The organism is Bacillus yapensis, assembly GCF_005280205.1.
Lineage (GTDB): Bacteria > Bacillota > Bacilli > Bacillales > Cytobacillaceae > Robertmurraya > Robertmurraya yapensis.
Map to the genome: position 1 here is coordinate 214,547 of NZ_SUND01000002.1, position 18,317 is coordinate 232,863.

Annotated in this window: 24 protein-coding genes and 1 tRNA gene; 17 read left to right on the forward strand and 8 right to left on the reverse strand. The window is 38.2% G+C overall.

Annotated elements, in window-relative coordinates; genetic code table 11:
* Nucleotides 1-6 precede the first annotated feature (6 nt).
* Nucleotides 7-546 carry an NADPH-dependent FMN reductase gene (locus tag FAR12_RS03400; protein ID WP_126406232.1) on the forward strand — a complete coding sequence of 180 codons (540 nt, stop codon included), beginning with the start codon at nt 7-9 and terminating at the stop codon, nt 544-546.
* A gap of 36 nt (nt 547-582) precedes the next feature.
* On the opposite strand, the gene FAR12_RS03405 is transcribed toward FAR12_RS03400, so the two are convergent.
* Nucleotides 583-903: an ArsR/SmtB family transcription factor gene (locus FAR12_RS03405; RefSeq protein WP_126406235.1), complete on the reverse strand. Its 321-nt coding sequence runs from the start codon at nt 901-903 to the stop codon at nt 583-585.
* On the reverse strand, nt 904-1,320 hold the full coding sequence (locus FAR12_RS03410) for an SRPBCC family protein (protein ID WP_126406240.1): 417 nt from the start codon (nt 1,318-1,320) through the stop codon (nt 904-906).
* A gap of 180 nt (nt 1,321-1,500) precedes the next feature.
* Between FAR12_RS03410 and FAR12_RS03415 the strand changes: the two genes are divergently transcribed.
* The 4 genes from FAR12_RS03415 to FAR12_RS03425 all read left to right on the forward strand — a co-directional run bounded on the left by FAR12_RS03415 (nt 1,501) and on the right by FAR12_RS03425 (nt 3,947).
* Nucleotides 1,501-2,391 (forward strand): GNAT family N-acetyltransferase, encoded by an 891-nt coding sequence (locus FAR12_RS03415; protein WP_126406242.1) that lies wholly within the window; start codon nt 1,501-1,503, stop codon nt 2,389-2,391.
* A 32-nt stretch (nt 2,392-2,423) separates the two neighbouring features.
* Entirely contained in the window at nt 2,424-2,600 is a 177-nt protein-coding gene (locus tag FAR12_RS23240) for a hypothetical protein (protein WP_170972070.1), read from the forward strand.
* A 148-nt stretch (nt 2,601-2,748) separates the two neighbouring features.
* A complete protein-coding gene (locus tag FAR12_RS03420) occupies nt 2,749-3,507 on the forward strand; it encodes a GNAT family N-acetyltransferase (RefSeq protein ID WP_126406245.1) in 759 nt (252 codons plus the stop codon).
* A 71-nt stretch (nt 3,508-3,578) separates the two neighbouring features.
* Entirely contained in the window at nt 3,579-3,947 is a 369-nt protein-coding gene (locus FAR12_RS03425; protein WP_126406248.1) for a YkvA family protein, read from the forward strand.
* 43 nt (nt 3,948-3,990) lie between these two features.
* On the opposite strand, the gene FAR12_RS03430 is transcribed toward FAR12_RS03425, so the two are convergent.
* The 3 genes from FAR12_RS03430 to FAR12_RS23250 all read right to left on the reverse strand — a co-directional run bounded on the left by FAR12_RS03430 (nt 3,991) and on the right by FAR12_RS23250 (nt 5,630).
* Complete coding sequence (locus FAR12_RS03430; protein WP_126406251.1) at nt 3,991-5,202, reverse strand: hypothetical protein; 1,212 nt, start codon at nt 5,200-5,202, stop codon at nt 3,991-3,993.
* Between the two features lie 132 nt (nt 5,203-5,334).
* Nucleotides 5,335-5,428 (reverse strand) — tRNA-OTHER (locus FAR12_RS23245).
* Between the two features lie 40 nt (nt 5,429-5,468).
* On the reverse strand, nt 5,469-5,630 hold the full coding sequence (locus FAR12_RS23250) for a hypothetical protein (protein WP_170972071.1): 162 nt from the start codon (nt 5,628-5,630) through the stop codon (nt 5,469-5,471).
* A 100-nt stretch (nt 5,631-5,730) separates the two neighbouring features.
* Here FAR12_RS23250 and FAR12_RS23255 point away from each other — a divergent pair, with 100 nt between their 5' ends.
* Nucleotides 5,731-5,883: a hypothetical protein gene (locus FAR12_RS23255; protein ID WP_170972072.1), complete on the forward strand. Its 153-nt coding sequence runs from the start codon at nt 5,731-5,733 to the stop codon at nt 5,881-5,883.
* Between the two features lie 11 nt (nt 5,884-5,894).
* Here the strand turns inward: FAR12_RS23255 and FAR12_RS03435 are convergent, their stop codons facing one another.
* Both FAR12_RS03435 and FAR12_RS03440 read right to left on the reverse strand, forming a co-directional pair.
* On the reverse strand, nt 5,895-6,563 hold the full coding sequence (locus FAR12_RS03435) for an SOS response-associated peptidase (protein WP_126406254.1): 669 nt from the start codon (nt 6,561-6,563) through the stop codon (nt 5,895-5,897).
* Between the two features lie 145 nt (nt 6,564-6,708).
* A complete protein-coding gene (locus tag FAR12_RS03440) occupies nt 6,709-6,993 on the reverse strand; it encodes a phage holin family protein (protein ID WP_126406257.1) in 285 nt (94 codons plus the stop codon).
* A gap of 136 nt (nt 6,994-7,129) precedes the next feature.
* Here FAR12_RS03440 and FAR12_RS03445 point away from each other — a divergent pair, with 136 nt between their 5' ends.
* The 9 genes from FAR12_RS03445 to FAR12_RS03485 all read left to right on the forward strand — a co-directional run bounded on the left by FAR12_RS03445 (nt 7,130) and on the right by FAR12_RS03485 (nt 14,750).
* Nucleotides 7,130-7,348: a DUF1659 domain-containing protein gene (locus FAR12_RS03445; protein ID WP_126406260.1), complete on the forward strand. Its 219-nt coding sequence runs from the start codon at nt 7,130-7,132 to the stop codon at nt 7,346-7,348.
* A gap of 37 nt (nt 7,349-7,385) precedes the next feature.
* Nucleotides 7,386-7,598 carry a DUF2922 domain-containing protein gene (locus tag FAR12_RS03450; RefSeq protein ID WP_126406263.1) on the forward strand — a complete coding sequence of 71 codons (213 nt, stop codon included), beginning with the start codon at nt 7,386-7,388 and terminating at the stop codon, nt 7,596-7,598.
* Nucleotides 7,599-7,666: 68 nt separating this feature from the next.
* A complete protein-coding gene (locus FAR12_RS03455) occupies nt 7,667-7,804 on the forward strand; it encodes a YvrJ family protein (protein ID WP_126406266.1) in 138 nt (45 codons plus the stop codon).
* A 536-nt stretch (nt 7,805-8,340) separates the two neighbouring features.
* On the forward strand, nt 8,341-8,541 hold the full coding sequence (locus tag FAR12_RS03460; protein WP_019152604.1) for a cold-shock protein: 201 nt from the start codon (nt 8,341-8,343) through the stop codon (nt 8,539-8,541).
* A 135-nt stretch (nt 8,542-8,676) separates the two neighbouring features.
* Nucleotides 8,677-9,822, forward strand: coding sequence for an exonuclease SbcCD subunit D (locus tag FAR12_RS03465; protein ID WP_126406269.1), 1,146 nt, complete (start codon nt 8,677-8,679; stop codon nt 9,820-9,822).
* Nucleotides 9,819-12,959 carry an AAA family ATPase gene (locus tag FAR12_RS03470; RefSeq protein WP_126406272.1) on the forward strand — a complete coding sequence of 1,047 codons (3,141 nt, stop codon included), beginning with the start codon at nt 9,819-9,821 and terminating at the stop codon, nt 12,957-12,959. The genes FAR12_RS03465 and FAR12_RS03470 overlap by 4 nt, the downstream gene beginning before the upstream one ends.
* A gap of 131 nt (nt 12,960-13,090) precedes the next feature.
* The gene (locus FAR12_RS03475) at nt 13,091-13,795 is read left to right on the forward strand and encodes a YwaF family protein (protein ID WP_126406275.1); all 705 of its coding nucleotides are present in this window, start codon (nt 13,091-13,093) and stop codon (nt 13,793-13,795) included.
* On the forward strand, nt 13,792-14,295 hold the full coding sequence (locus tag FAR12_RS03480; protein ID WP_126406278.1) for a P-loop NTPase family protein: 504 nt from the start codon (nt 13,792-13,794) through the stop codon (nt 14,293-14,295). Before FAR12_RS03475 ends, FAR12_RS03480 begins: the two co-directional genes overlap by 4 nt.
* A 2-nt stretch (nt 14,296-14,297) precedes the next feature.
* The gene (locus FAR12_RS03485) at nt 14,298-14,750 is read left to right on the forward strand and encodes a GNAT family N-acetyltransferase (RefSeq protein WP_126406281.1); all 453 of its coding nucleotides are present in this window, start codon (nt 14,298-14,300) and stop codon (nt 14,748-14,750) included.
* Here the strand turns inward: FAR12_RS03485 and FAR12_RS03490 are convergent, their stop codons facing one another.
* Complete coding sequence (locus tag FAR12_RS03490; protein WP_126406284.1) at nt 14,751-15,071, reverse strand: DUF3889 domain-containing protein; 321 nt, start codon at nt 15,069-15,071, stop codon at nt 14,751-14,753.
* 120 nt (nt 15,072-15,191) lie between these two features.
* Between FAR12_RS03490 and FAR12_RS03495 the strand changes: the two genes are divergently transcribed.
* A complete protein-coding gene (locus tag FAR12_RS03495; RefSeq protein WP_126406287.1) occupies nt 15,192-15,992 on the forward strand; it encodes an MBL fold metallo-hydrolase in 801 nt (266 codons plus the stop codon).
* Between the two features lie 265 nt (nt 15,993-16,257).
* A complete protein-coding gene (gene selB / locus FAR12_RS03500; protein ID WP_126406290.1) occupies nt 16,258-18,135 on the forward strand; it encodes a selenocysteine-specific translation elongation factor in 1,878 nt (625 codons plus the stop codon).
* Nucleotides 18,136-18,317 lie beyond the last annotated feature (182 nt).

The following is an 18,317-nucleotide window of genomic DNA, read 5'->3' on the forward strand; positions in this document are numbered from 1 at the left end:
TACTAAATGAAATTTGTTGCACTAGTTGGAAGTACAAGAAAAGAATCGCTCAATTTAGGCCTAGTGAAAACGTTACAAGAACGATATGGGGAAAAAGTGGAGATTTCTATTGCTGACATAGGAGAGCTTCCTTTTTACAATCAAGATGATGAAAATAATCCAAGGGACGTCGTGAAGCAGTTTAAAAAAGAAATTGCGAATAGCGATGGAGTTCTAATTGCAACCCCAGAATATAACTGGACGATTCCTGGTGTCTTGAAAAATGCATTAGATTGGCTATCACGTGTGGATAAAGTATTAGTAGGGAAACCGGTTATGATCGCAGGAGTTTCTGGTGGACAGGTCGGCAGTTTACGTGCCCAATTGCATCTTCGCCAAGTCTTAGCGAGTCCTGGACTTGCTGCGAACGTACTGCCTGCTGCTGGAAATGAAGTTCTTGTCAATTTTGGACCAAGTAAGTTTAAGGATGGAAAACTAATTGACGAGGCGACATTAACCTTTGTTGATGGGGTTTTCGAACGGTTTGTTGATTGGGTGAAGAAATAACGAGAAAAACATCGCTTGGATGCCCAAGCGATGTTTCTATTTTTCCTCATTCTCAACCACATGCTTCAAAATTGATAGCCTATTGCTCCAGAACTGTTCGTAAAAAGCTAGCCAATCTTTTAATTCCTTTAGTGGTTCAGGACGGAGTTGATAAATTTTTTCTCTTCCAACTTTTCGTCCACTCACGAGCTTTGCTTCTGAAAGAATATGAAGATGCTTGGCTACAGCAGTGCGACTGATTGGGAAATGGGAACTGATTTCCGAAATCGGTAATTCCTTATGGGCTAGTAATTTAAGAACATCTCGCCGTGTCGGATCGGCAATCGCTTGAAAGACATCATGTTTCGCAGCGTTCACTTAGTTCTCCACAACCGTTTTAAGTTTATTAACGATACCAACCCAACCGCCATTCATGCGATCACGGATAACTGAAGCATCTTCACCAGCTTTTGGAACAACTGCATCTGGAGTTTTCCAACCACCATGAATCACAGTGAATTCTGTATGTTCTCCTACTTCTTTTAAAAGAAATGAAACAACCCATCCATCTGTGTCCCAGGCAAATTTAATTAAATGTGGTTTGTCTACTTCTAGCACTTTACAAGGAGATGGACCAAAAGGGGACTGAATATGAAATTCATGACCTTCTTCTAATGCAAAATCACTTCGCATAAACCAAGTGCCAATCCCTTCTGCTGTAGAAACCTTTGCCCATACTTTTTCGATAGGGGCCTCAATGAGGATAGTTTGTTTAATATCTTGTACAATTTCCATTTTGTATTCCTTCTTTCTTATTAAAAATGAAACCATTTGGTTTTATGTTCGCATCATATAACACCTTTTGGTTTCATGTCAACTTAAACTTTTGCTGTTCAATTCGAAGAGTCAAATAGTATTATTAGGTAGAGATACCAGACATATACATTTTTGAAATGAAGGAAAGGAGGGGGAATTATGTTTAAGGTTCGAAGCTCAAATGATATAAGTGAGATTTCGAGGTTCATTTCCGAGATGAACAGCCAGTCAAAGCATCATATAGGTTATTGTGGGACTGAGGCGGTTGAGATTGAACACACTTTATTAAATGATTTTTCTGATCTTGCATTTGAGGAATCGTTCCTTTGTGCCTATGAGGGAGAAAGTCTAATAGGTGTCCTCGGCTTAGATTACGATAAAGATTCAACAGAAGCGGAACTTTGGGGTCCGTTTATTTCAAATAACAATTGGCAAGAAGTTGCTAATCTTTTGTGGGACACTATGTTGAAAAACTTTCTGTTCCCTTTGAGGAGAATATATGGATTTTATAATGTAGAAAACCTTGCTGGAAAATGGTTCATGGAACTGCAAGGAGCTAAGTTTGAAGGGGAGCATTCGTTCATGACGATTCCCTCTAGAAATGTTTCCTTGAATCAATCAACAACTATTACAATAAACGAAATGCAAGATGACTATATTAAAGAGTTTAAAGCTCTGCATGAGCAAGAATTTCCTAACACCTATTTTTCTGCTGAAGAAATTATAAGTAGACAAGGTGAAGAGCAGAAACTCTTTATTGCTGTGGAACAACAGCAATTTTATGGCTATGTTTTTTGTGAAGTGACTCCAGAGTTTGGTGAAGGAGACATTCATTTTCTTGCAGTTTCATCGACGGCAAGAAAGAAGGGAGTAGGAACTCAACTACTAAAAAAGTGTCTTGAATTTTTTTCGTCATTCAAAACGATTAAGGAAATTACTTTAAGTGTAAAATCGGATAATCAAGCAGCTTTAAAGGTGTATCTGAATGCAGGATTTTATGAGAAACATAGATTGAAATTTTTTAGCCTAGACAGACAAAAAACTTCTTAAGGGCGAAATTTATAAAAAGGGGAAAGTCAAATATGGGTGTATTTTCATTTTTTCCAATCTTGATGATGTTTTTGTATCTAGCGGCAATTGGATTCTCGATTTGGTTCGCAGTAAGCTTAATTAAAGCGCAAAGAGAACGAAATGTTATATTAAAGGAAATATCAACTAAGCTTGAGCAAAACTCAGATATTAAGAAAGATGAACTGTAAGAAAACGTGTCCTTCATGAACAATGGGGGACATGTTTTTCTCTTTCCTGCTACAGCCACTCGATTTTTCCAGAAAAGTGGTTATTCGTATTAAGTATTCTAAATAAATGGTATAATTGGAAAACAGCGAAGATAAGGAGAACTAGATTATGGATGCAATTACATTTAAGAATATATTCTATCGTGGACGCGTAGTATTTGAGGATGAGTTAATCAGACACTATCATACTGAAGAATTGCTAGTCTACTATTCTGGGAATTTTCTGCAGTTTAAGAGAATGCCTCGGATAGACGAATGGCTTCGAGCATTTGAGTATTTAAGAGAATTCCATGTGAAAAATGGACAGAATCATGTGAAATTTCTTTTTCCTGAAAATGAAGTGATTCCTGATGAATTGTTACATACGATGAAGAGCTCAGGCTTTGATATCGGATTTGTGGAATTGTATGTGATCGAGCCTAGGAAATTTCCATTAGCGCCTGTTACTGCAAAAATAAATGTGCAAAAGGTAACAGAAGAAAATTGGCAGGATTTTGCCCAATTAAATTTTGAAGTGGATTCCAAGTTTGGTGAAGCATTCGCAATCGGAAAGAGAGATATGCATGAGCGGAATTTGAATGATGAGAGATTTCTTCAGCTCATTGCCTATTACGACAATGTACCTGCGGGAACCGTTGATATTATTATTGGAAAGAATACGGCAGAAATTGATGGTTTGGTTGTATTAGACTCGTATCAGAAAAAGGGGATTGGAACACAACTCCAGCAATTTGTTATGAATGAGTTTTCCGATAAAACAGTCATTTTGGTAGCTGATGGTGAAGATACACCAAGAGAAATGTACAAGAAACAGAATTACCAATATCGAGGAAAAAAGTATGAAGCATTGAAAGTTTTTTCCGATTAGGAATTTTTGCACATCAGTAAATTTAACTCCTGTGCGATATAATAAAGATATAGTGAAAGGGGAGTCTATAGATGGATAGCATGGAAAAGCATTATTCTGAGGATAAATTCTGGACAAAATTGAAGAAGTTCGCAGTCAAAGCAGGGCACTCTGTAGTGTACACAGTTCTCTTACTGTTCTATACATTACAAAAACCGGACCTACCGAAGAAAGCAAGAATAACGATTCTAGCTGCACTTGGCTATTTTATCCTCCCGGTTGATTTAATTCCTGATTTTGCTGTAGGAATTGGATTTACAGATGATCTTGGTGCTCTTGGCGTTGCTCTTATTCAAGTAGCAATGCATATAGATGATGAGGTTAAACAAAAAGCAAAAGCGAAGCTTACAGACTGGTTCGGAGCAAACGTTGATACATCAGAAGTTGATAAAAAGTTATAGAAATGAAAGGAGACAGCATATATGGCTGCCTCCTTTTCTAGTTTCATTTTAGCGGATGTTCCTCGAGATATTTGACCAATTCTTCATAATTGTAGGTTGCAAATATAGCTTCTTCTTGGTTGAATACAACAAAGGTATAGCCAAGAGGGTATAAATCACCAGTATGAAATTTGACTTCAACGTCAGGAAATTGGTCCGTAAATTTGGGATTTGATAAAGGATCTAAGAAAGCCCCATCCCCAATTCCAAGAACCGAATATTTATCAGGACTTGTCGGTTTCCATTGCTCATCTAGTAGTTCCTCAGGTGGTTCTAATTCGACTGTTAATGTTTGAACTTCTGTTTGTGTTGGATCAGTCATATGATTAAATTTGACTTTCATATGGACTTCTTGCCCTAACTTAAGATTTTCAATATCTTCTGTATAAAACTCGTGTCCACCATCATTAACAATCTTATTCACTCGGTCAATTTTCATAACTGGACCAAAGTTCTCGATTTCAAAAGGCTCAAATTTAGAGGCGAAGTACTCGATAATCTCGTCAGAATTGTTTGACTGAAAAATAACCTCTTTTTCATTAAATATATAGAAACTTGGAGCTTTAGTTATATTCAGCTCTGGATACTGCTGCTGTGCAGAATTAATGTCGGACGTTCTCATTCCTGAAATAGGGACGCCACCATTTCCGAGTGGTAATGTTGCAAAAAAGTCTACATATTCATTTTCATTTTCAGAAACATATAAAATAGAGTAACTGTAAGAATCCTCACTTAAAAGAGTTTGATAAGAAACGACCTGTTCTTTTTCTAGTGCGACATAATAAGTACCTTTTTTCCCGTCTTTAAAGTTGGCCTTAATTTTATAAGCTTGGAATCCAGGATCATTAGGTAAGTAAATGATTTGATCTTTTGTAGAATTTCCTTCAAAAAAAGGGAATTCATCAACTGAAAGTGGGTCCAGCATTAATACTCGAACGTATGTAGGCTGTTCTCCATTAAATTCAATCTTAAAATCCTCAACTGGATTGACATTGGTTGTTTTCGCATTAGCTACTATCTCGGTTTGTTCTTGCTCATTCATCAATTCACCATTCCATTTGAATTCGCCAAGTGTTACATTCACTTTAGTACTACCAACTGTGACGTGCGGAATTGGAGGTTGCTCTTCTTTATGCGCTTTATAGCCATCTAAACCAACCATAAGCCCTAAAGCTATAACGATTCCGATTCCCCATATCCATTTTCTTATCTTCATAAAATTCCCCTTATCTATCTTTCTTTTATTCTCAAGATGAATTTCTCCGAAGTAGAACTATTATCTATAAATATACCATTTACTGTTAGAAAAGTTAAAGGGAGGAAATGTTGTGGGAGGAAAAAAAGAGTGAGGGACTTGGCAGGAATTGAACCTGCTAAATACTCAGAGCAAGTGTCTAAATTGACACTACTGCTGGTTGCTCTACCGTTGAGCTACAAGACCCTCATGACTAGTATTAGTTCAAATGAATGAATTTATGCAATCTAGATATGTTCATATCCTAAGCGTACATAATCCTTAACCGACTGACAATCGACGACATAGTACATCTTATGGTCATGCGTAATCACCGCTTTTTCTTCATTTTTGCCCGCATATTCTAACGCTTTTTCCAAAGTTGAAAATTCATTTTCAAACATGTCCATGCGAATTCTCCTTTTAAGTAAAATAACTATTCATAGGATGGACAAAATCTGCGAAACCTAACATTTATTCTCGATAGATTTTTTTGTAGGAGGTGTTGAGATGCCACGAGGAAAAGAGATTGAGCAGCTACCGATGTCAAATATTGCACCAAGTATTGGGAAAGATGCGAGTAGCACAAATCGTGAGGTATTAGGAAGTATTGTCGATGGAGACCAACCAAAGCCTAGTAATGTTAAAAAAGAAGGGAAATGATCCCTTCTTTTTTAAAAGCTATTAATCGGTACAATCAACTCTGATATTTCATTTTTAGCAGAGTTGACTAATGTTGAAACAGGGTATTTTTCCATTTCATCAGCAGGATAGGGAGTGATGAACTCCTTAAGTACTTCAATGTCTTGTTGTCTTGGATCTAACCATGTTTCATATGTATGAGGTGGTAAAATGACTGGCATACGATCATGCACATCCTTCGTGACTTCATTTGGCCCCGTCGTAATGATTGTGCATGTGATAAGTGGTTTCTCACCCTTTGACCATGTTTCCCATATTCCTGCAAAAGCAAAAGGTTTACGATCCTTCATCACAAAGCGGAAGGGCAGCTTCCCATCCTCTGTTTTTTTCCATTCATAAAAACCATCAGCTAGAATCAGGCATCTTCTTCGTTTAAAGCCATGCTTAAAGCTTGGTTTTGATTCAATCGTTTCTCCTCTAGCATTGATCATTTTGTAGCCGATTTTTTCATCATCTGCCCAATAAGGGACCAGTCCCCATTTCATATTTTGGCCTATTCGCTTCCTTCCATCAGAAACAACGGTAAGAATGTTTTGTCCTGGTGCGATGTTGTATCTAGGTGTCGTTTCTTCATAATAATCAAAGTCAAAATAGGCTTGTAATTGAACGATTTCATCGGTTAATGTAAATCTTCCGCACATCTAATCACATCCTTTTTCCACTATTATAAATCAATCTACATAAAAAATCCCTGCCGATGGGGAATTCGACAGGGTGAGGTAGATGATTCATAATATCGCATAAAACTAGCAATACCAAGATTTATGACAAATTAAACCATAGTCTCTATTTTGGTTGTTTTTCTTCTTTTTTTGTATTGTTCCGAATTCCTACGGTTTGCTTAAACATTTGATGTCCTAGTACGGCTACGCCGGCAGCAATTATACCGTTAAAAATGCCATCTATGGAAAAACCGAAGGCAATTGTTCCGATTACGAGTGAGATGCCAAGTAGAAACCAAATAATGGTCCAATCGGGGATTTTAGGTGTTTGCTTTAATGCGTAGCCAATCACCCAGAGTACGGGGACTAATACATAATAATTTTCATTTAAAAAATTAATCAACTCCATCTAAATCCCTCCTTTTCGATTGATAGTTTATCTTATGAAAATAGATGCTCTTCTGCTTGTATGCTAAAAAAGTTTTTATAGGCATGTCCATTTTCCTTCAATCTTTATATATAAAAGGTGAAGGGAGGTGAGTAAGATGGCAGAAGCGATGATTATGGATTCAAAGCTACGTCTTCTATTTGAAACTGGCCTAAACGAAAAGGGAGAACCAGTTTACAAGACTAAGACGTACAGCAACATTCGCAAGGATTCAACAGCAGATCAGCTTTCACAAGCTGCACGTGCTCTAGGAGGGTTATGTGAATATCCTCTTGTAGGCGTAGAACGTGCTGACAACTTTGAAATTCTTGGTTAATAAAATGAAGATTTAATGGAATAGGAGGTGAAATACTATGGCTAAGCAATTAGAAATGCAATTTGTAACAGAAATCGGGCAAACAACGATAACTTTAGAGGCACCGAAAGAACCGATTGATCCAGTGGCAGTAAAAGCAGCTATGGACGAAGTTGTAGCATCTGAAGCTTTCTACAGCGCAAAAGGAAAGCTTGTAGCTGCAAAGGGTGCAAGATTAATTGATCGTAATGTAACAGAATACGAGATTTAATGCGGAATGGGGGCCGGAAGTAATTGTATCTGGCTCCTTATTATTTTTCAGGAAAGGGGGGAATAAAAGTGGAACAACTGATTCCTTTTATCAGTGAGGTCGGCTTTCCAATTGTTGTCACTCTTTATTTGCTTCACCGAATCGAAGCAAAACTAGACGTAGTCGTACAATCCATCCAAGGTCTACCGGAACGACTAAAAGATTAAACAAACTCCGCTTACCTTGAATCATTATTTGATGAAATGTGACTTTAAAACTCTCAAAATATTTTTAGGGGAGACAAATATTATTGTTATTACTAAGTTGATTGGAGCGGAAGGTACGAGACTCCTGCGGGAAGTGATAGTCAGGTATGACCCCACAGGTGCAGTAAGCACCGAGGAGGCATACCGACTTCCCCGCGGAAAGCGAGTGCCTGGAGTGGAAATCAACGAGCTAGGTCCAAAAAAGTCTCATAAGAATAACTTTTTTCGAGTAATTTTGTCAGGTTTCGACAGCTTTAAACATTGATATATAGGCGTTTGTCGGAAGTTTTCTGATTGACAGAATAGACTGATAATGTTATATTAATATCAGCCGTTCAACCGTGTTAGAATTCTGCAAGACACTTGTTCCAAATGTTTGGAAAGGGTCCATTTTATAAAACAGTTATGAAATGACTCGGGTAATGTAAGAACATGCAATGCGTTGTCAATGGTGAATTTTGCAAAGGCACTAGTGCCAAATAGGAGGATTTGTTTTAATGAAAAACGGTAAAGTAAAATGGTTTAACGCAGAAAAAGGATTCGGATTTATTGAATCAGAAGATGGAAATGATGTATTCGTACATTACTCAGCAATCCAATCAGAAGGATTCAAAACATTAGAAGAAGGTCAAGAAGTTTCCTTCGAAGTTGTTGAAGGAGCTCGTGGGCCACAAGCGGCTAACGTAGTAAAACTATAATAGCGAATTGACGGAACAGCTCAAACCAAAGGTTTGGGCTGTTTTTTGATCGATTAGTTTCCTATTTTTGTAACCCATTTTGAAATCCCAAACTGCTATAATAATAGAATGAAATGAAATATTGAGGTGAAGGCAATGAAATTTATTCATACTGCCGATTGGCATTTGGGAAAGCTCGTTCATGGGATTTATATGACAGAGGATCAACGAGAGGTCCTAAATCAGTTTGTGAAATTAGTAGAAGAAGAAAAACCGGATGCTGTTGTCATTGCCGGTGATTTATATGACCGTTCTGTCCCGCCGACAGATGCTGTTGAACTTTTAGATGAAATTCTATATAAAATTAACGTTGAACTAAAAACGCCGATTGTCGCAATAGCAGGTAATCACGATAGTGCAGAAAGACTTTCCTTTGGGAGCTCCTGGTATCGCAACAGTCATTTCTATTTAACTGGAAAGCTACAAAATGATTTTCAGCCTGTCCGATTGAATGGTGTTAATTTCTATTTAGTACCTTACGCAGAGCCTGGGATGGTGCGGCAGCTTTTAAAGGAAGAAACGCTTCATTCTCATCAGGAAGCAATGAAGGCTATCATCGGAAAAATTGAGGAAAATCTTAATCCGAATGAACCGAATGTGTTCGTGGGACATGCCTCCGTATTAGGAGGAAATACCTCTGATTCAGAAAGAACTCTATCTGTAGGAGGTTCTGGTTGTGTGAGCCACGACCTTTTTGCACCATTTTCCTATACAGCTCTCGGACATCTTCATAGTTCTGATGCGATCAAGCATGACAAAATCTTTTATTCAGGGTCTCTATTAAAATACTCGTTCTCTGAAGCGAAACAACGAAAATCCGTTTCGATTGTTGAAATGAATGAGGATGGGACTTTCCAGGTTCGCTATCATTCCTTGACTCCAAAGCAAGATATGCGTGAGCTTGAAGGGCATTTGGAGGAGCTATTAGATCCAAGCTTTTATGAAAAAGAGAAGGTAGACGATTACTTAAAAATTACTTTACATGATGAAGGTGCTCTTATTGACCCCATTAATAAGCTACGTCAGGTATATCCAAATGTTCTCCATTTGGAGCGGAAAATTCTCCTCACAGATATGGAGAAAAAGCAGAGTTATTCTGTAAAGAGAGAAGAAAAGAAATCGGAAATCGATTTGTTTGAGCAGTTTTATCAAGAGATGACAACAGCGGAATTTACTGTAGAGAAAAAAGGAGTTATGGCTGATGTCATTGAGAAGGTTTTAGTTGAGGAGGTGCAAAAATGAGACCGATTAAACTAACCATGCAGGCATTCGGCCCTTATGCAGGAACAGAGGTGATCGATTTCGCTTCCCTTGGAAATCGGACAATGTTTGTCATTTCAGGTAAGACAGGTGCAGGGAAGACAACAATTTTTGACGGGATTAGCTATGCTATCTACGGGAAAGCCAGTGGCGAGGATCGAAATGGGCCAGAATTAAGAAGTCAGTTTGCAAGTGATGATCTGAACACAGAGGTCTCTCTCCAATTTAGCCTTCGTGGAAAAAGCTACTTCATCAAACGTTCACCCCAGCAGGACAAAAAGAAAGAGCGCGGCGATGGATACCGCACAGTTGGTGCAACAGCTGAGCTTTATCAATTTGACGAGCATGGGGAACAACAGCTCCTTGCTGCGAATGTCAGAGATGTGGAAGAAAAAATCAAGGAAATCATGCTCATCGATAGCAATCAATTTCGCCAAATCCTGATGATTCCACAAGGGGAGTTTCGCAAGCTTTTAACCTCTGATAGTAAAGAAAAAGAAGCGATTCTACAGCGTTTGTTCCACACAGAGATTTATAAGCGGGTTGAAGAAAAATTAAAGGAAGAAGCAACTGCTTTAAAGAAATCTGTGGAGAAGCAAATGGAGGACAGAAATCTCCTTATTCGTAAAATCACGGCCCTTTACAACGAGGAGCTACAAGACTATTTAGTGAATGGAAGCGAAAATGATGTTCTTATTTTTCCGCTTTTAGAAGATGAAATTGAACAAATGAAAGAACAGCTAGAAGCGGTGAGTAAGGAAGTAAACGATAAGACGAAAGACAAAGAACTACTATCGCAAAAGCTTTACGATGCAGAAATTATTTTAAAAAATATAAAATCAAGAGATGAACTTGGTGCACGAAAAATAGAGCTTGAAGGACAAAAAGATAATATTGCGACGAAAGAAAGAGTCATTGATCTAGCAAATAAAGCAGCATTGCTCGCAAAACAGGATGAGTTATGCCATCGATTAAGCAATGAAAAGAAAGCTTTATTGAAGGATGCAGAAATTCGAGAAGTGCGCATGGCTGAGTTGAGAATTCTATTACAGCAAAGAGAAGAGGCTTGGCTAAAGGAAAAGGACAGAGAAGGGGAAAGAAAAGTTGCACAGGAAGCGATTCATTCCCTTAATCAAATAAAAGAAGAAGTAAAATCCTTCGCGCTTCTTGAACAAGAAGTTCTGAAGCTTGAGAATAAGTTAAATCAATTGAAACAACAGCATAGTACTGAAGAAGAACGTCTGAAATTGCTGGATGAAAAGCTAAAGCTTTTGCAAGAGGAGAAGAGTTCCTTAGAAAAAACAGATCTTCTATTGCTGGAGAATGACCGCAAGCTAGACAAACTTGAGAACGAATTGACGTTGTTAACGAAATACGAAGAGCAGCAAGTCCGTTACAAAGAGAATACGTCATTACTCGAGACGAAAAAAGGGATCTTTGGACAGACCCAAGCGCGCTTAGAGGATGCAAAGCTTTTAGTGACAGAATTAGATAATAGATGGCTTCATGGACAAGCGGCAAATTTAGCGAGTCAGCTTCATGATGGAGAAGCTTGCCCGGTATGTGGATCTACGACTCATCCTAATCCTGCTGCTGGAAGCGGGACAGATCTTCCTAATGAAGAAGATTTAAAGGCAGCGAAGGAACAGGTTGTTTCACTAGAGCAAGAGAAGACGGCAGCTGAGTCAGCCTTTCTTGAGATCCAGTCTAGGACAAATACGATGCGGGATACAATAGAGGATTTGCTTTCTGATATCGTTAAAGTCCGCAATGATTTTTCTGAGAATATGGTCGAACCGCTCAAAAATCAGTTGCTGGATGATCGAAAGGTTTTACAGCTAGAACAATTGAAGTTAAGCGAAAATAAGCAAAAGCTCGCAAAAATTACAAAAGAGCTGGAAGCCACTTTGGAACAAAAAGAGACTATCGCAAATACGGTTGTTGCGCTAAACGGCACTGTCAACGAAGCTTCACTTACTTTTACTGAAAATAGAACAAAGCTAGAAGGATTGAAAGTCCGTATTCCAGAAGAGTTACGTGATTATCGCAAATTTGAAGAAAAGCTACAGGCTGCCATACAGCATCAGGATCTGCTTCAGCAAAGGTTTGAACAAACGAGTCGGGCATTCCAGGAGACAAAGGAGCGATTTGCTTCTGAAGAATCTGGACTTTTAACAGTACGAAAACATGCTGAAGATAAAGAGAAAGAGCTCGACGTAGAAAGAGATGCCTTTGTTGAGCAAATGAAGGCACAAGGTTTTAGTGATTATAAACAATTTGATGCTGCGAAAAAATCAGCAGGCGAGATTGAACAGCTCGGACGAGAGATACGTGAGTATGGTCAAGAGTTAAGATCTGTAACGGATAGATATCAGGAATTGAGTGAAGCATTAAAGGATGTCCAAATTCCAGATATGGAAGGGCTAAAACTTGCCTTACATGAAGTACAGGAACAAATCACAGCACTGAACAATACGTATACAAATCTCTTAATCAAGAAAAGAGACAATGAGGAAATTCGCGATTCGATTTTGCGGATTAATGAAGAGATGAAGAATCTGGAAGAGCGCTATAATCTGGTCGGTGAGCTGTATGATATCGCGCGAGGACAAAATGCGTCGAAGATCACATTTGAACGCTATGTGCTAGCGGCATTTTTAGATGATATTCTCCTTGAGGCAAACGGTCGTTTATTAAAGATGACGAGTGGAAGATATAGCATGCATCGTAAAAAAGACCGAGCAAAGGGGAATGCACAAAGTGGTCTAGAGCTGCTCGTTTTTGACCAATATACAGGTCAAGAGAGACATGTTAAAACATTGTCTGGTGGGGAAAGCTTTAAGGCAGCCTTATCCCTTGCACTAGGTCTTGCTGATGTCGTGCAAAATTATGCAGGTGGCGTATCACTCGAAACGATGTTCATTGACGAGGGCTTCGGAACACTTGATCCCGAGTCATTGGACCAAGCCATTGAAGCATTAATCGATATTCAAAGTAGCGGCCGTCTTGTTGGGATTATTTCACATGTGCCAGAACTAAGAGAACGAATTGATGCGAGACTTGAAGTAACAGCAACGCAAATTGGAAGTACAACAGAATTTCATCTATTGAACGGTTGATGAAAAGGAGTACACTCTTATCGCAAGGGTGTACTCCTGTTATGTTATTTTCGAAAAATTAAAATATTGTTCAAATTAGAAGGTATTTCCCTTATAATGAAGATACCTTTTTGTACGGAGGTGGTGGGGGATTGACGCAATTATTCGGTCATCAATATGATCTTTATCCATTTCAATTATTTTCAGTTATGCACCTGGTAATGCTCCTCGTATTTGTTACTGGAAGTGTACTATTATATGTATATCGAAAACCTCTGAAATCATTGGAGAAGCCAATGAAGGTAATTATGTTCAGTGGTTTATTTATATTAGAATTGTTTTATCATATTTGGCTATTTAGTGGAAAGGCGTGGGAAATCTCTTTTACACTGCCACTACAGCTCTGTTCGATAAGTCTACTTCTCTGTCTCATACTCCTTATAACAGATTCAAAATTTCTTTTTCAAGTTGTCTACTTTCTAGGAATAGCAGGGGCCATCCAAGCTTTAGTTACTCCAGAACTTTTTGTAGGTTTTCCTCACTTCCGATTCTTTCAGTTTTTCATTACCCATATGCTGATTATTTGGGTGGCGCTATTTTATGCTTTTGTAAAAGAATTTCGAATTACTAGAAAAGGGTTATGGCAGGCATTTGCTTTCCTCAATATAGCAGCAGGATTTGCTTTTTTGGCGAACAAACTGACTGGTGGAAATTATATGTTCTTAGCTAGTAAACCTTCAAACCTGTCATTACTTGATTACTTAGGTCCTTATCCATATTACATCTTAGTATTGGAATGCATTGCGTTGTTATTATTTTGGGTTCTGTATCTTCCTTGGAGAGGAGCGAAAAAATGAAACGAATTATGGTCATTGGAGTATCTGCAGGTGTGGGAAAATCTACTTTTGCGAAGAGCTTAGGGGAAAAACTAAATATCAAAGTCCACCACTTAGATACATTCTATTGGAAACCAAATTGGATTGAGGCATCAAGAGATGAGCTTGTACATGCTCAAGAACAAATCATTGATGACAAAGAATGGATTATCGAAGGGAATTATACAGATACATTTCAAGTGCGTGTAGAAAAGGCAGACACGCTTATTTATTTGGAGCTTCCTCTATATGTTTGCCTCTATCGTGTTCTTAAGAGACGGATCATATATCATGGAAAAACTCGGAGCGATATGACGGTAGGGTGTCCGGAAAAAATCGATTGGGCCTTTATCAAATTTATCCTGACAACTTATTTTCCTCGTAAGCGAAAAATGGCCGAACGTTTTCAAAACTACGATAAAAAAGTGATTGTCTTAAAAAATCGTAAAGAGATTAAAACTTTTTTAAAAGAAGGAGTATAGTAGTGGAAATTAGACAATTGAGTCATCAAGATAGCATCCCAATGGACTTACTTTTATTGGCCGATCCATCGGAAGAAATGATCCAAAAATATATAACTAGAGGGGAAACATACATCGCTGAGCATGGAGGAATTGTAGTAGGCGTTTATGTATTCGTTTCATTAGGAGAAGGTACCGTGGAAATTATGAATATAGCTGTAAGAGAGGAATTCCAAGGGAAAGGTCTAGGAAAACAGCTTATTCTTGATGCGATGAATAGAATAAAGCAAGCTGGCTACAAAAGAATTGAAATTGGAACAGGCAATTCGAGTATTGGCCAGCTTGCTCTTTATCAAAAATGTGGGTTTAGAATTTCTGGGATTAAACGCGATTTTTTTCTTCGCAACTATCCAGAGCTCATCATGGAAAACGGGATTCAGTGTGTCGATATGATTCGATTATCGGTTGATTTGTAATTATCTCGGAACTTCTCGGAAAGTTATTTCAACGATACGCTCCGTCTTTTTGTCAAACTCAATATTAATAAGGACGCCGAATTCTTTATTATTCTCTTTTAGCCATAGCTTAAACTTTTCAACGGTTGTGTTTGTCCCATGAACACGGCCGATGTGCTTATAGTCTTTGATTTTTGCTGCAGGATATTTCTCCTGGGTTTTCTGCATCGCAACTTTTCCCCATTTTGCATAATCTTCTGCTGCATTAGCAACGTCTGAAGTATATACACTGAAAGCAAAAGGTACAGATAAAAGCATAAGACATATCAGTAATTTTTTCATAAACATTCTCCTTTTTTTATTTATATTTTTCTTTATTTACTGTCCCTATTCATAAAATGAAGGGTTTCAACACTGTTTATCGAAAATTTTAAAATAATGAATTGAAAAAGGGGATATAGAATGATAGAAATTACTGAAATTAATGACGTTACTTGTGTCAAAGGAACAACTCAGCAAGGCTCAATGGATGTTTATGTTTTTTTAGTAGACGGTCTACTGGTCGACACAGGGCCAGGCTCATTACTACCAGAGTTGATCCCATTTTTTGAAACAAATGATTTTGAGAAAGTGATCGTCACACATCATCACGAGGATCATACTGGTGGAGCAAAATGGATACAAGATCATAAGGAAGTGCCGATTTTCATCCATCCATTGGCGGTAGACTTATGCAGCATTAATGCAGAATATCCATTATATCGAAAAATTGTATGGGGTGAACGAAAGGCATTTCAAGCAGAGCCGATCACGAACACCTTTCAATCAAGAAGCTACAAGTGGGAAGCCATTCATATTCCAGGACATGCTTTTGATCACTTGGCCTATCTGAATCAGAATACTGGTGTACTTTTTTCAGGAGATTTGTATGTAACACCGAGACCAAAGCTCTTGTTAAGTTTTGAGAGCGTGCCTGTAATCATGGAATCGATAAGAAAAGTACTGACTTATGATTTTGCTGAAATATATTGCTGTCATGCAGGTTATGTTGCAAACGGCAAAGAAATGTTGAAAAAGAAGTTGGACTATATGGAAAATAAGAGTGGAGAGATTATTCATCTTTTCAATCAAGGTTTGACGATCGAGGAGATAAAAGAAAAGCTGTTACCGAGTAGGCATCCGATTATTCAATTTTCTAATCATGAATGGGATACGCTGCATTTTATTACATCAGTCATCGCTCACTACGAGAAATCGAGATAAGTGAACAAATCGTGAAATCGTTCTTCTTCCTTGAAAGATACTGTTTTTCAAGATACAGTAAAAATAGTAGGCTCTTTTCTCGAATTTTTGTTGATGTTGATGCAAAAATGATCAATCAAAGAGACAAGAGCTTGAAAACTCAGATGCGATGCACAAAATGGTTATTTCTATGTTAAAATCGGCCGCTGGCCAACGGTAGTAGGATTTTAACACAGAATATCCGAAAACAGTAAATGGGTAACATCAAAGGAAGTGTCGGTAAAGGATGAAAAGATATTTTACAATTGGAATGGCCGGTCATATTGATCATGGAAAGACTACGTTAACAAAAGCGTTAACCAATGTAGATACAGACCGATTAAAGGAAGAGAAAGAACGGCAAATCTCGATAGAATTAGGATTTGCTCCATTATATGAGGATGAAGAGATACAAATATCAGTTGTTGATGTACCAGGTCATGAACGCTTTATTCGGCAAATGATCGCTGGGGTGGCGGGAATAGATCTAGTCGTTCTAGTTGTAGCTGCAGACGAAGGTGTGATGCCACAGACGAGAGAGCATCTAGATATTCTCGGATTCCTTGGAATTAAGAGTGGAATCGTCGCCATCTCTAAAATCGATCGGGTTGAGGAAGAATTCATGGGTCTTGTAAAGGAAGATATACGTGAGGAACTTACAGGAACTGTATTTGAAGATGCTCCACTTGTCGTAGTGGATAGTCTTTCTCACAAAGGGATCGAAGACCTGAAGGAATTGATCATACATACATTAAAAGAACAGGAAACGCGTGATGTGAAAGGTGCTTTTCGACTTCCGATTGACCAAGTGTTTACGGTAAAAGGACAAGGAACGGTAGTGAGAGGGACAGTATATGAAGGCAGGGTTGAAGAGGGACAAACTTTAACAATTATGCCTAAGGGACTTGAAGTAAAAGCAAGACAGATCCAAGTTCACCACAAGCCTGCAAAAGAAGCCTTTGCTGGACAGAGAGCAGCAATCAACTTAGCTGGAATTGCAAAAGAAGAGCTTGAGCGCGGGGATGTGCTTGTGTCCTCAGAGCATTTCAATGTAACAAATACAATTGATGTAGCCATTCGCGTTGTTGAAGATTTGGATTATATGGTAAAACAACGGATGCCGATTAAGTGCCATCTCGGAACGGCTGAAGTAATGGGGAGAATTGTTTTCTTCGATCGGAATGAATTAAAGGAAGAAAACGGAGAAATTCTTTGTCAAATTCGCTTAGATGAGGAAATTGTAGCAAAGCGAGGAGACCGATTCATTTTAAGAAGACCAAGTCCGCAGGAGACAATAGGTGGCGGCTGGGTGATTGATCCAAAAGGGCAAAAGTATCGTTTTGGTGATAAAACGATTGCGGAGTTGGAAATGAAGAAGGTCGGAACGCCAGGGGAACAAATTGTAGCGGCATTAATGGAAGCAAAAAGTTTGTCATTGGATGACTTGATTACTCGAACTTCACTCGATAGAGATGTTTTGATAGAGGAGTTAAACAGTGAAGACTTCGTTTTAATTAATGGGAAGGAATACACATTAAGAGCACTTATTGAGATGAATGAAGAGGATTTGTATAACCGTTTACGTGATTACCATACGGAATTTCCGATGAAGCAAGGATTAAATAAAGGTGAACTCATTCAAGAACAAGCAAAGCTTTATCCTAAATTGCTTCTTGATTTCGTGATAGAGGAAGCAATTCAGAAGGGGACATTCAAAAGAAAAGCACAATTTATCACAATTGGAGAATTCGAACCTCATGTTCCGAAAAATTGGAAAACCCGGACTGAGAATATGCTGGAAAAATTAAAGTCTGATGAGATGATGGTCCAGTATTTTCAAGATTATTTAGCTGCATCAGGAATTCCTGACGCTGTTGTCATCGATTTGAAGAAGTTTTTAGAAGAAGATGGCCAGATTGTATCTCTCGATTCTCAATATTATTGGCACGGGGATATTTTCCGAGGGGCAGTGGCAAAACTGCAAGCTGGTACAGGAACGGAGTTTGAAGTAGGAGATGCCAAGGAAATTCTCGGTCTTTCCCGAAAACTCATGATTCCATTCTTAGAGACGCTTGATGCTAAAGGATATACAACTAGAGTTGAAAATAAGAGAGTTTGGAAATAGAGTTTGTAGAGAGAGTAGCCGTAATGGCTGCTCTTTTCTAGTTATATCGGACCATAACCAATAAGAAAGGAAGTCATTTTTTCGAAAGATAATTAACAATATTTATGAAAAAAGTCTTTCGCTATGTTCTAAAAATTTTCATTAAAGTGTTGCAATGTGAGAATGATTTGCATATAATTTAG

What these genes read in the sequence shown, in the direction of transcription:
- FAR12_RS03450 (WP_126406263.1), top strand. Translation starts at nt 7,386, where the DNA reads ATGGCTAAGCAATTAGAAATGCAATTTGTAACAGAAATCGGGCAAACA.
- FAR12_RS23250 (WP_170972071.1), bottom strand. Translation starts at nt 5,630, where the DNA reads ATGGACATGTTTGAAAATGAATTTTCAACTTTGGAAAAAGCGTTAGAA.
- FAR12_RS03465 (WP_126406269.1), top strand. Translation starts at nt 8,677, where the DNA reads ATGAAATTTATTCATACTGCCGATTGGCATTTGGGAAAGCTCGTTCAT.
- FAR12_RS03470 (WP_126406272.1), top strand. Translation starts at nt 9,819, where the DNA reads ATGAGACCGATTAAACTAACCATGCAGGCATTCGGCCCTTATGCAGGA.
- FAR12_RS03435 (WP_126406254.1), bottom strand. Translation starts at nt 6,563, where the DNA reads ATGTGCGGAAGATTTACATTAACCGATGAAATCGTTCAATTACAAGCC.
- FAR12_RS03415 (WP_126406242.1), top strand. Translation starts at nt 1,501, where the DNA reads ATGTTTAAGGTTCGAAGCTCAAATGATATAAGTGAGATTTCGAGGTTC.
- FAR12_RS03460 (WP_019152604.1), top strand. Translation starts at nt 8,341, where the DNA reads ATGAAAAACGGTAAAGTAAAATGGTTTAACGCAGAAAAAGGATTCGGA.
- FAR12_RS03440 (WP_126406257.1), bottom strand. Translation starts at nt 6,993, where the DNA reads ATGGAGTTGATTAATTTTTTAAATGAAAATTATTATGTATTAGTCCCC.
- FAR12_RS23255 (WP_170972072.1), top strand. Translation starts at nt 5,731, where the DNA reads ATGCCACGAGGAAAAGAGATTGAGCAGCTACCGATGTCAAATATTGCA.
- FAR12_RS03430 (WP_126406251.1), bottom strand. Translation starts at nt 5,202, where the DNA reads ATGAAGATAAGAAAATGGATATGGGGAATCGGAATCGTTATAGCTTTA.
- FAR12_RS03490 (WP_126406284.1), bottom strand. Translation starts at nt 15,071, where the DNA reads ATGAAAAAATTACTGATATGTCTTATGCTTTTATCTGTACCTTTTGCT.
- FAR12_RS03410 (WP_126406240.1), bottom strand. Translation starts at nt 1,320, where the DNA reads ATGGAAATTGTACAAGATATTAAACAAACTATCCTCATTGAGGCCCCT.
- FAR12_RS23240 (WP_170972070.1), top strand. Translation starts at nt 2,424, where the DNA reads ATGGGTGTATTTTCATTTTTTCCAATCTTGATGATGTTTTTGTATCTA.
- FAR12_RS03480 (WP_126406278.1), top strand. Translation starts at nt 13,792, where the DNA reads ATGAAACGAATTATGGTCATTGGAGTATCTGCAGGTGTGGGAAAATCT.
- FAR12_RS03400 (WP_126406232.1), top strand. Translation starts at nt 7, where the DNA reads ATGAAATTTGTTGCACTAGTTGGAAGTACAAGAAAAGAATCGCTCAAT.
- FAR12_RS03425 (WP_126406248.1), top strand. Translation starts at nt 3,579, where the DNA reads ATGGATAGCATGGAAAAGCATTATTCTGAGGATAAATTCTGGACAAAA.
- FAR12_RS03445 (WP_126406260.1), top strand. Translation starts at nt 7,130, where the DNA reads ATGGCAGAAGCGATGATTATGGATTCAAAGCTACGTCTTCTATTTGAA.
- FAR12_RS03495 (WP_126406287.1), top strand. Translation starts at nt 15,192, where the DNA reads ATGATAGAAATTACTGAAATTAATGACGTTACTTGTGTCAAAGGAACA.
- FAR12_RS03420 (WP_126406245.1), top strand. Translation starts at nt 2,749, where the DNA reads ATGGATGCAATTACATTTAAGAATATATTCTATCGTGGACGCGTAGTA.
- selB (WP_126406290.1), top strand. Translation starts at nt 16,258, where the DNA reads ATGAAAAGATATTTTACAATTGGAATGGCCGGTCATATTGATCATGGA.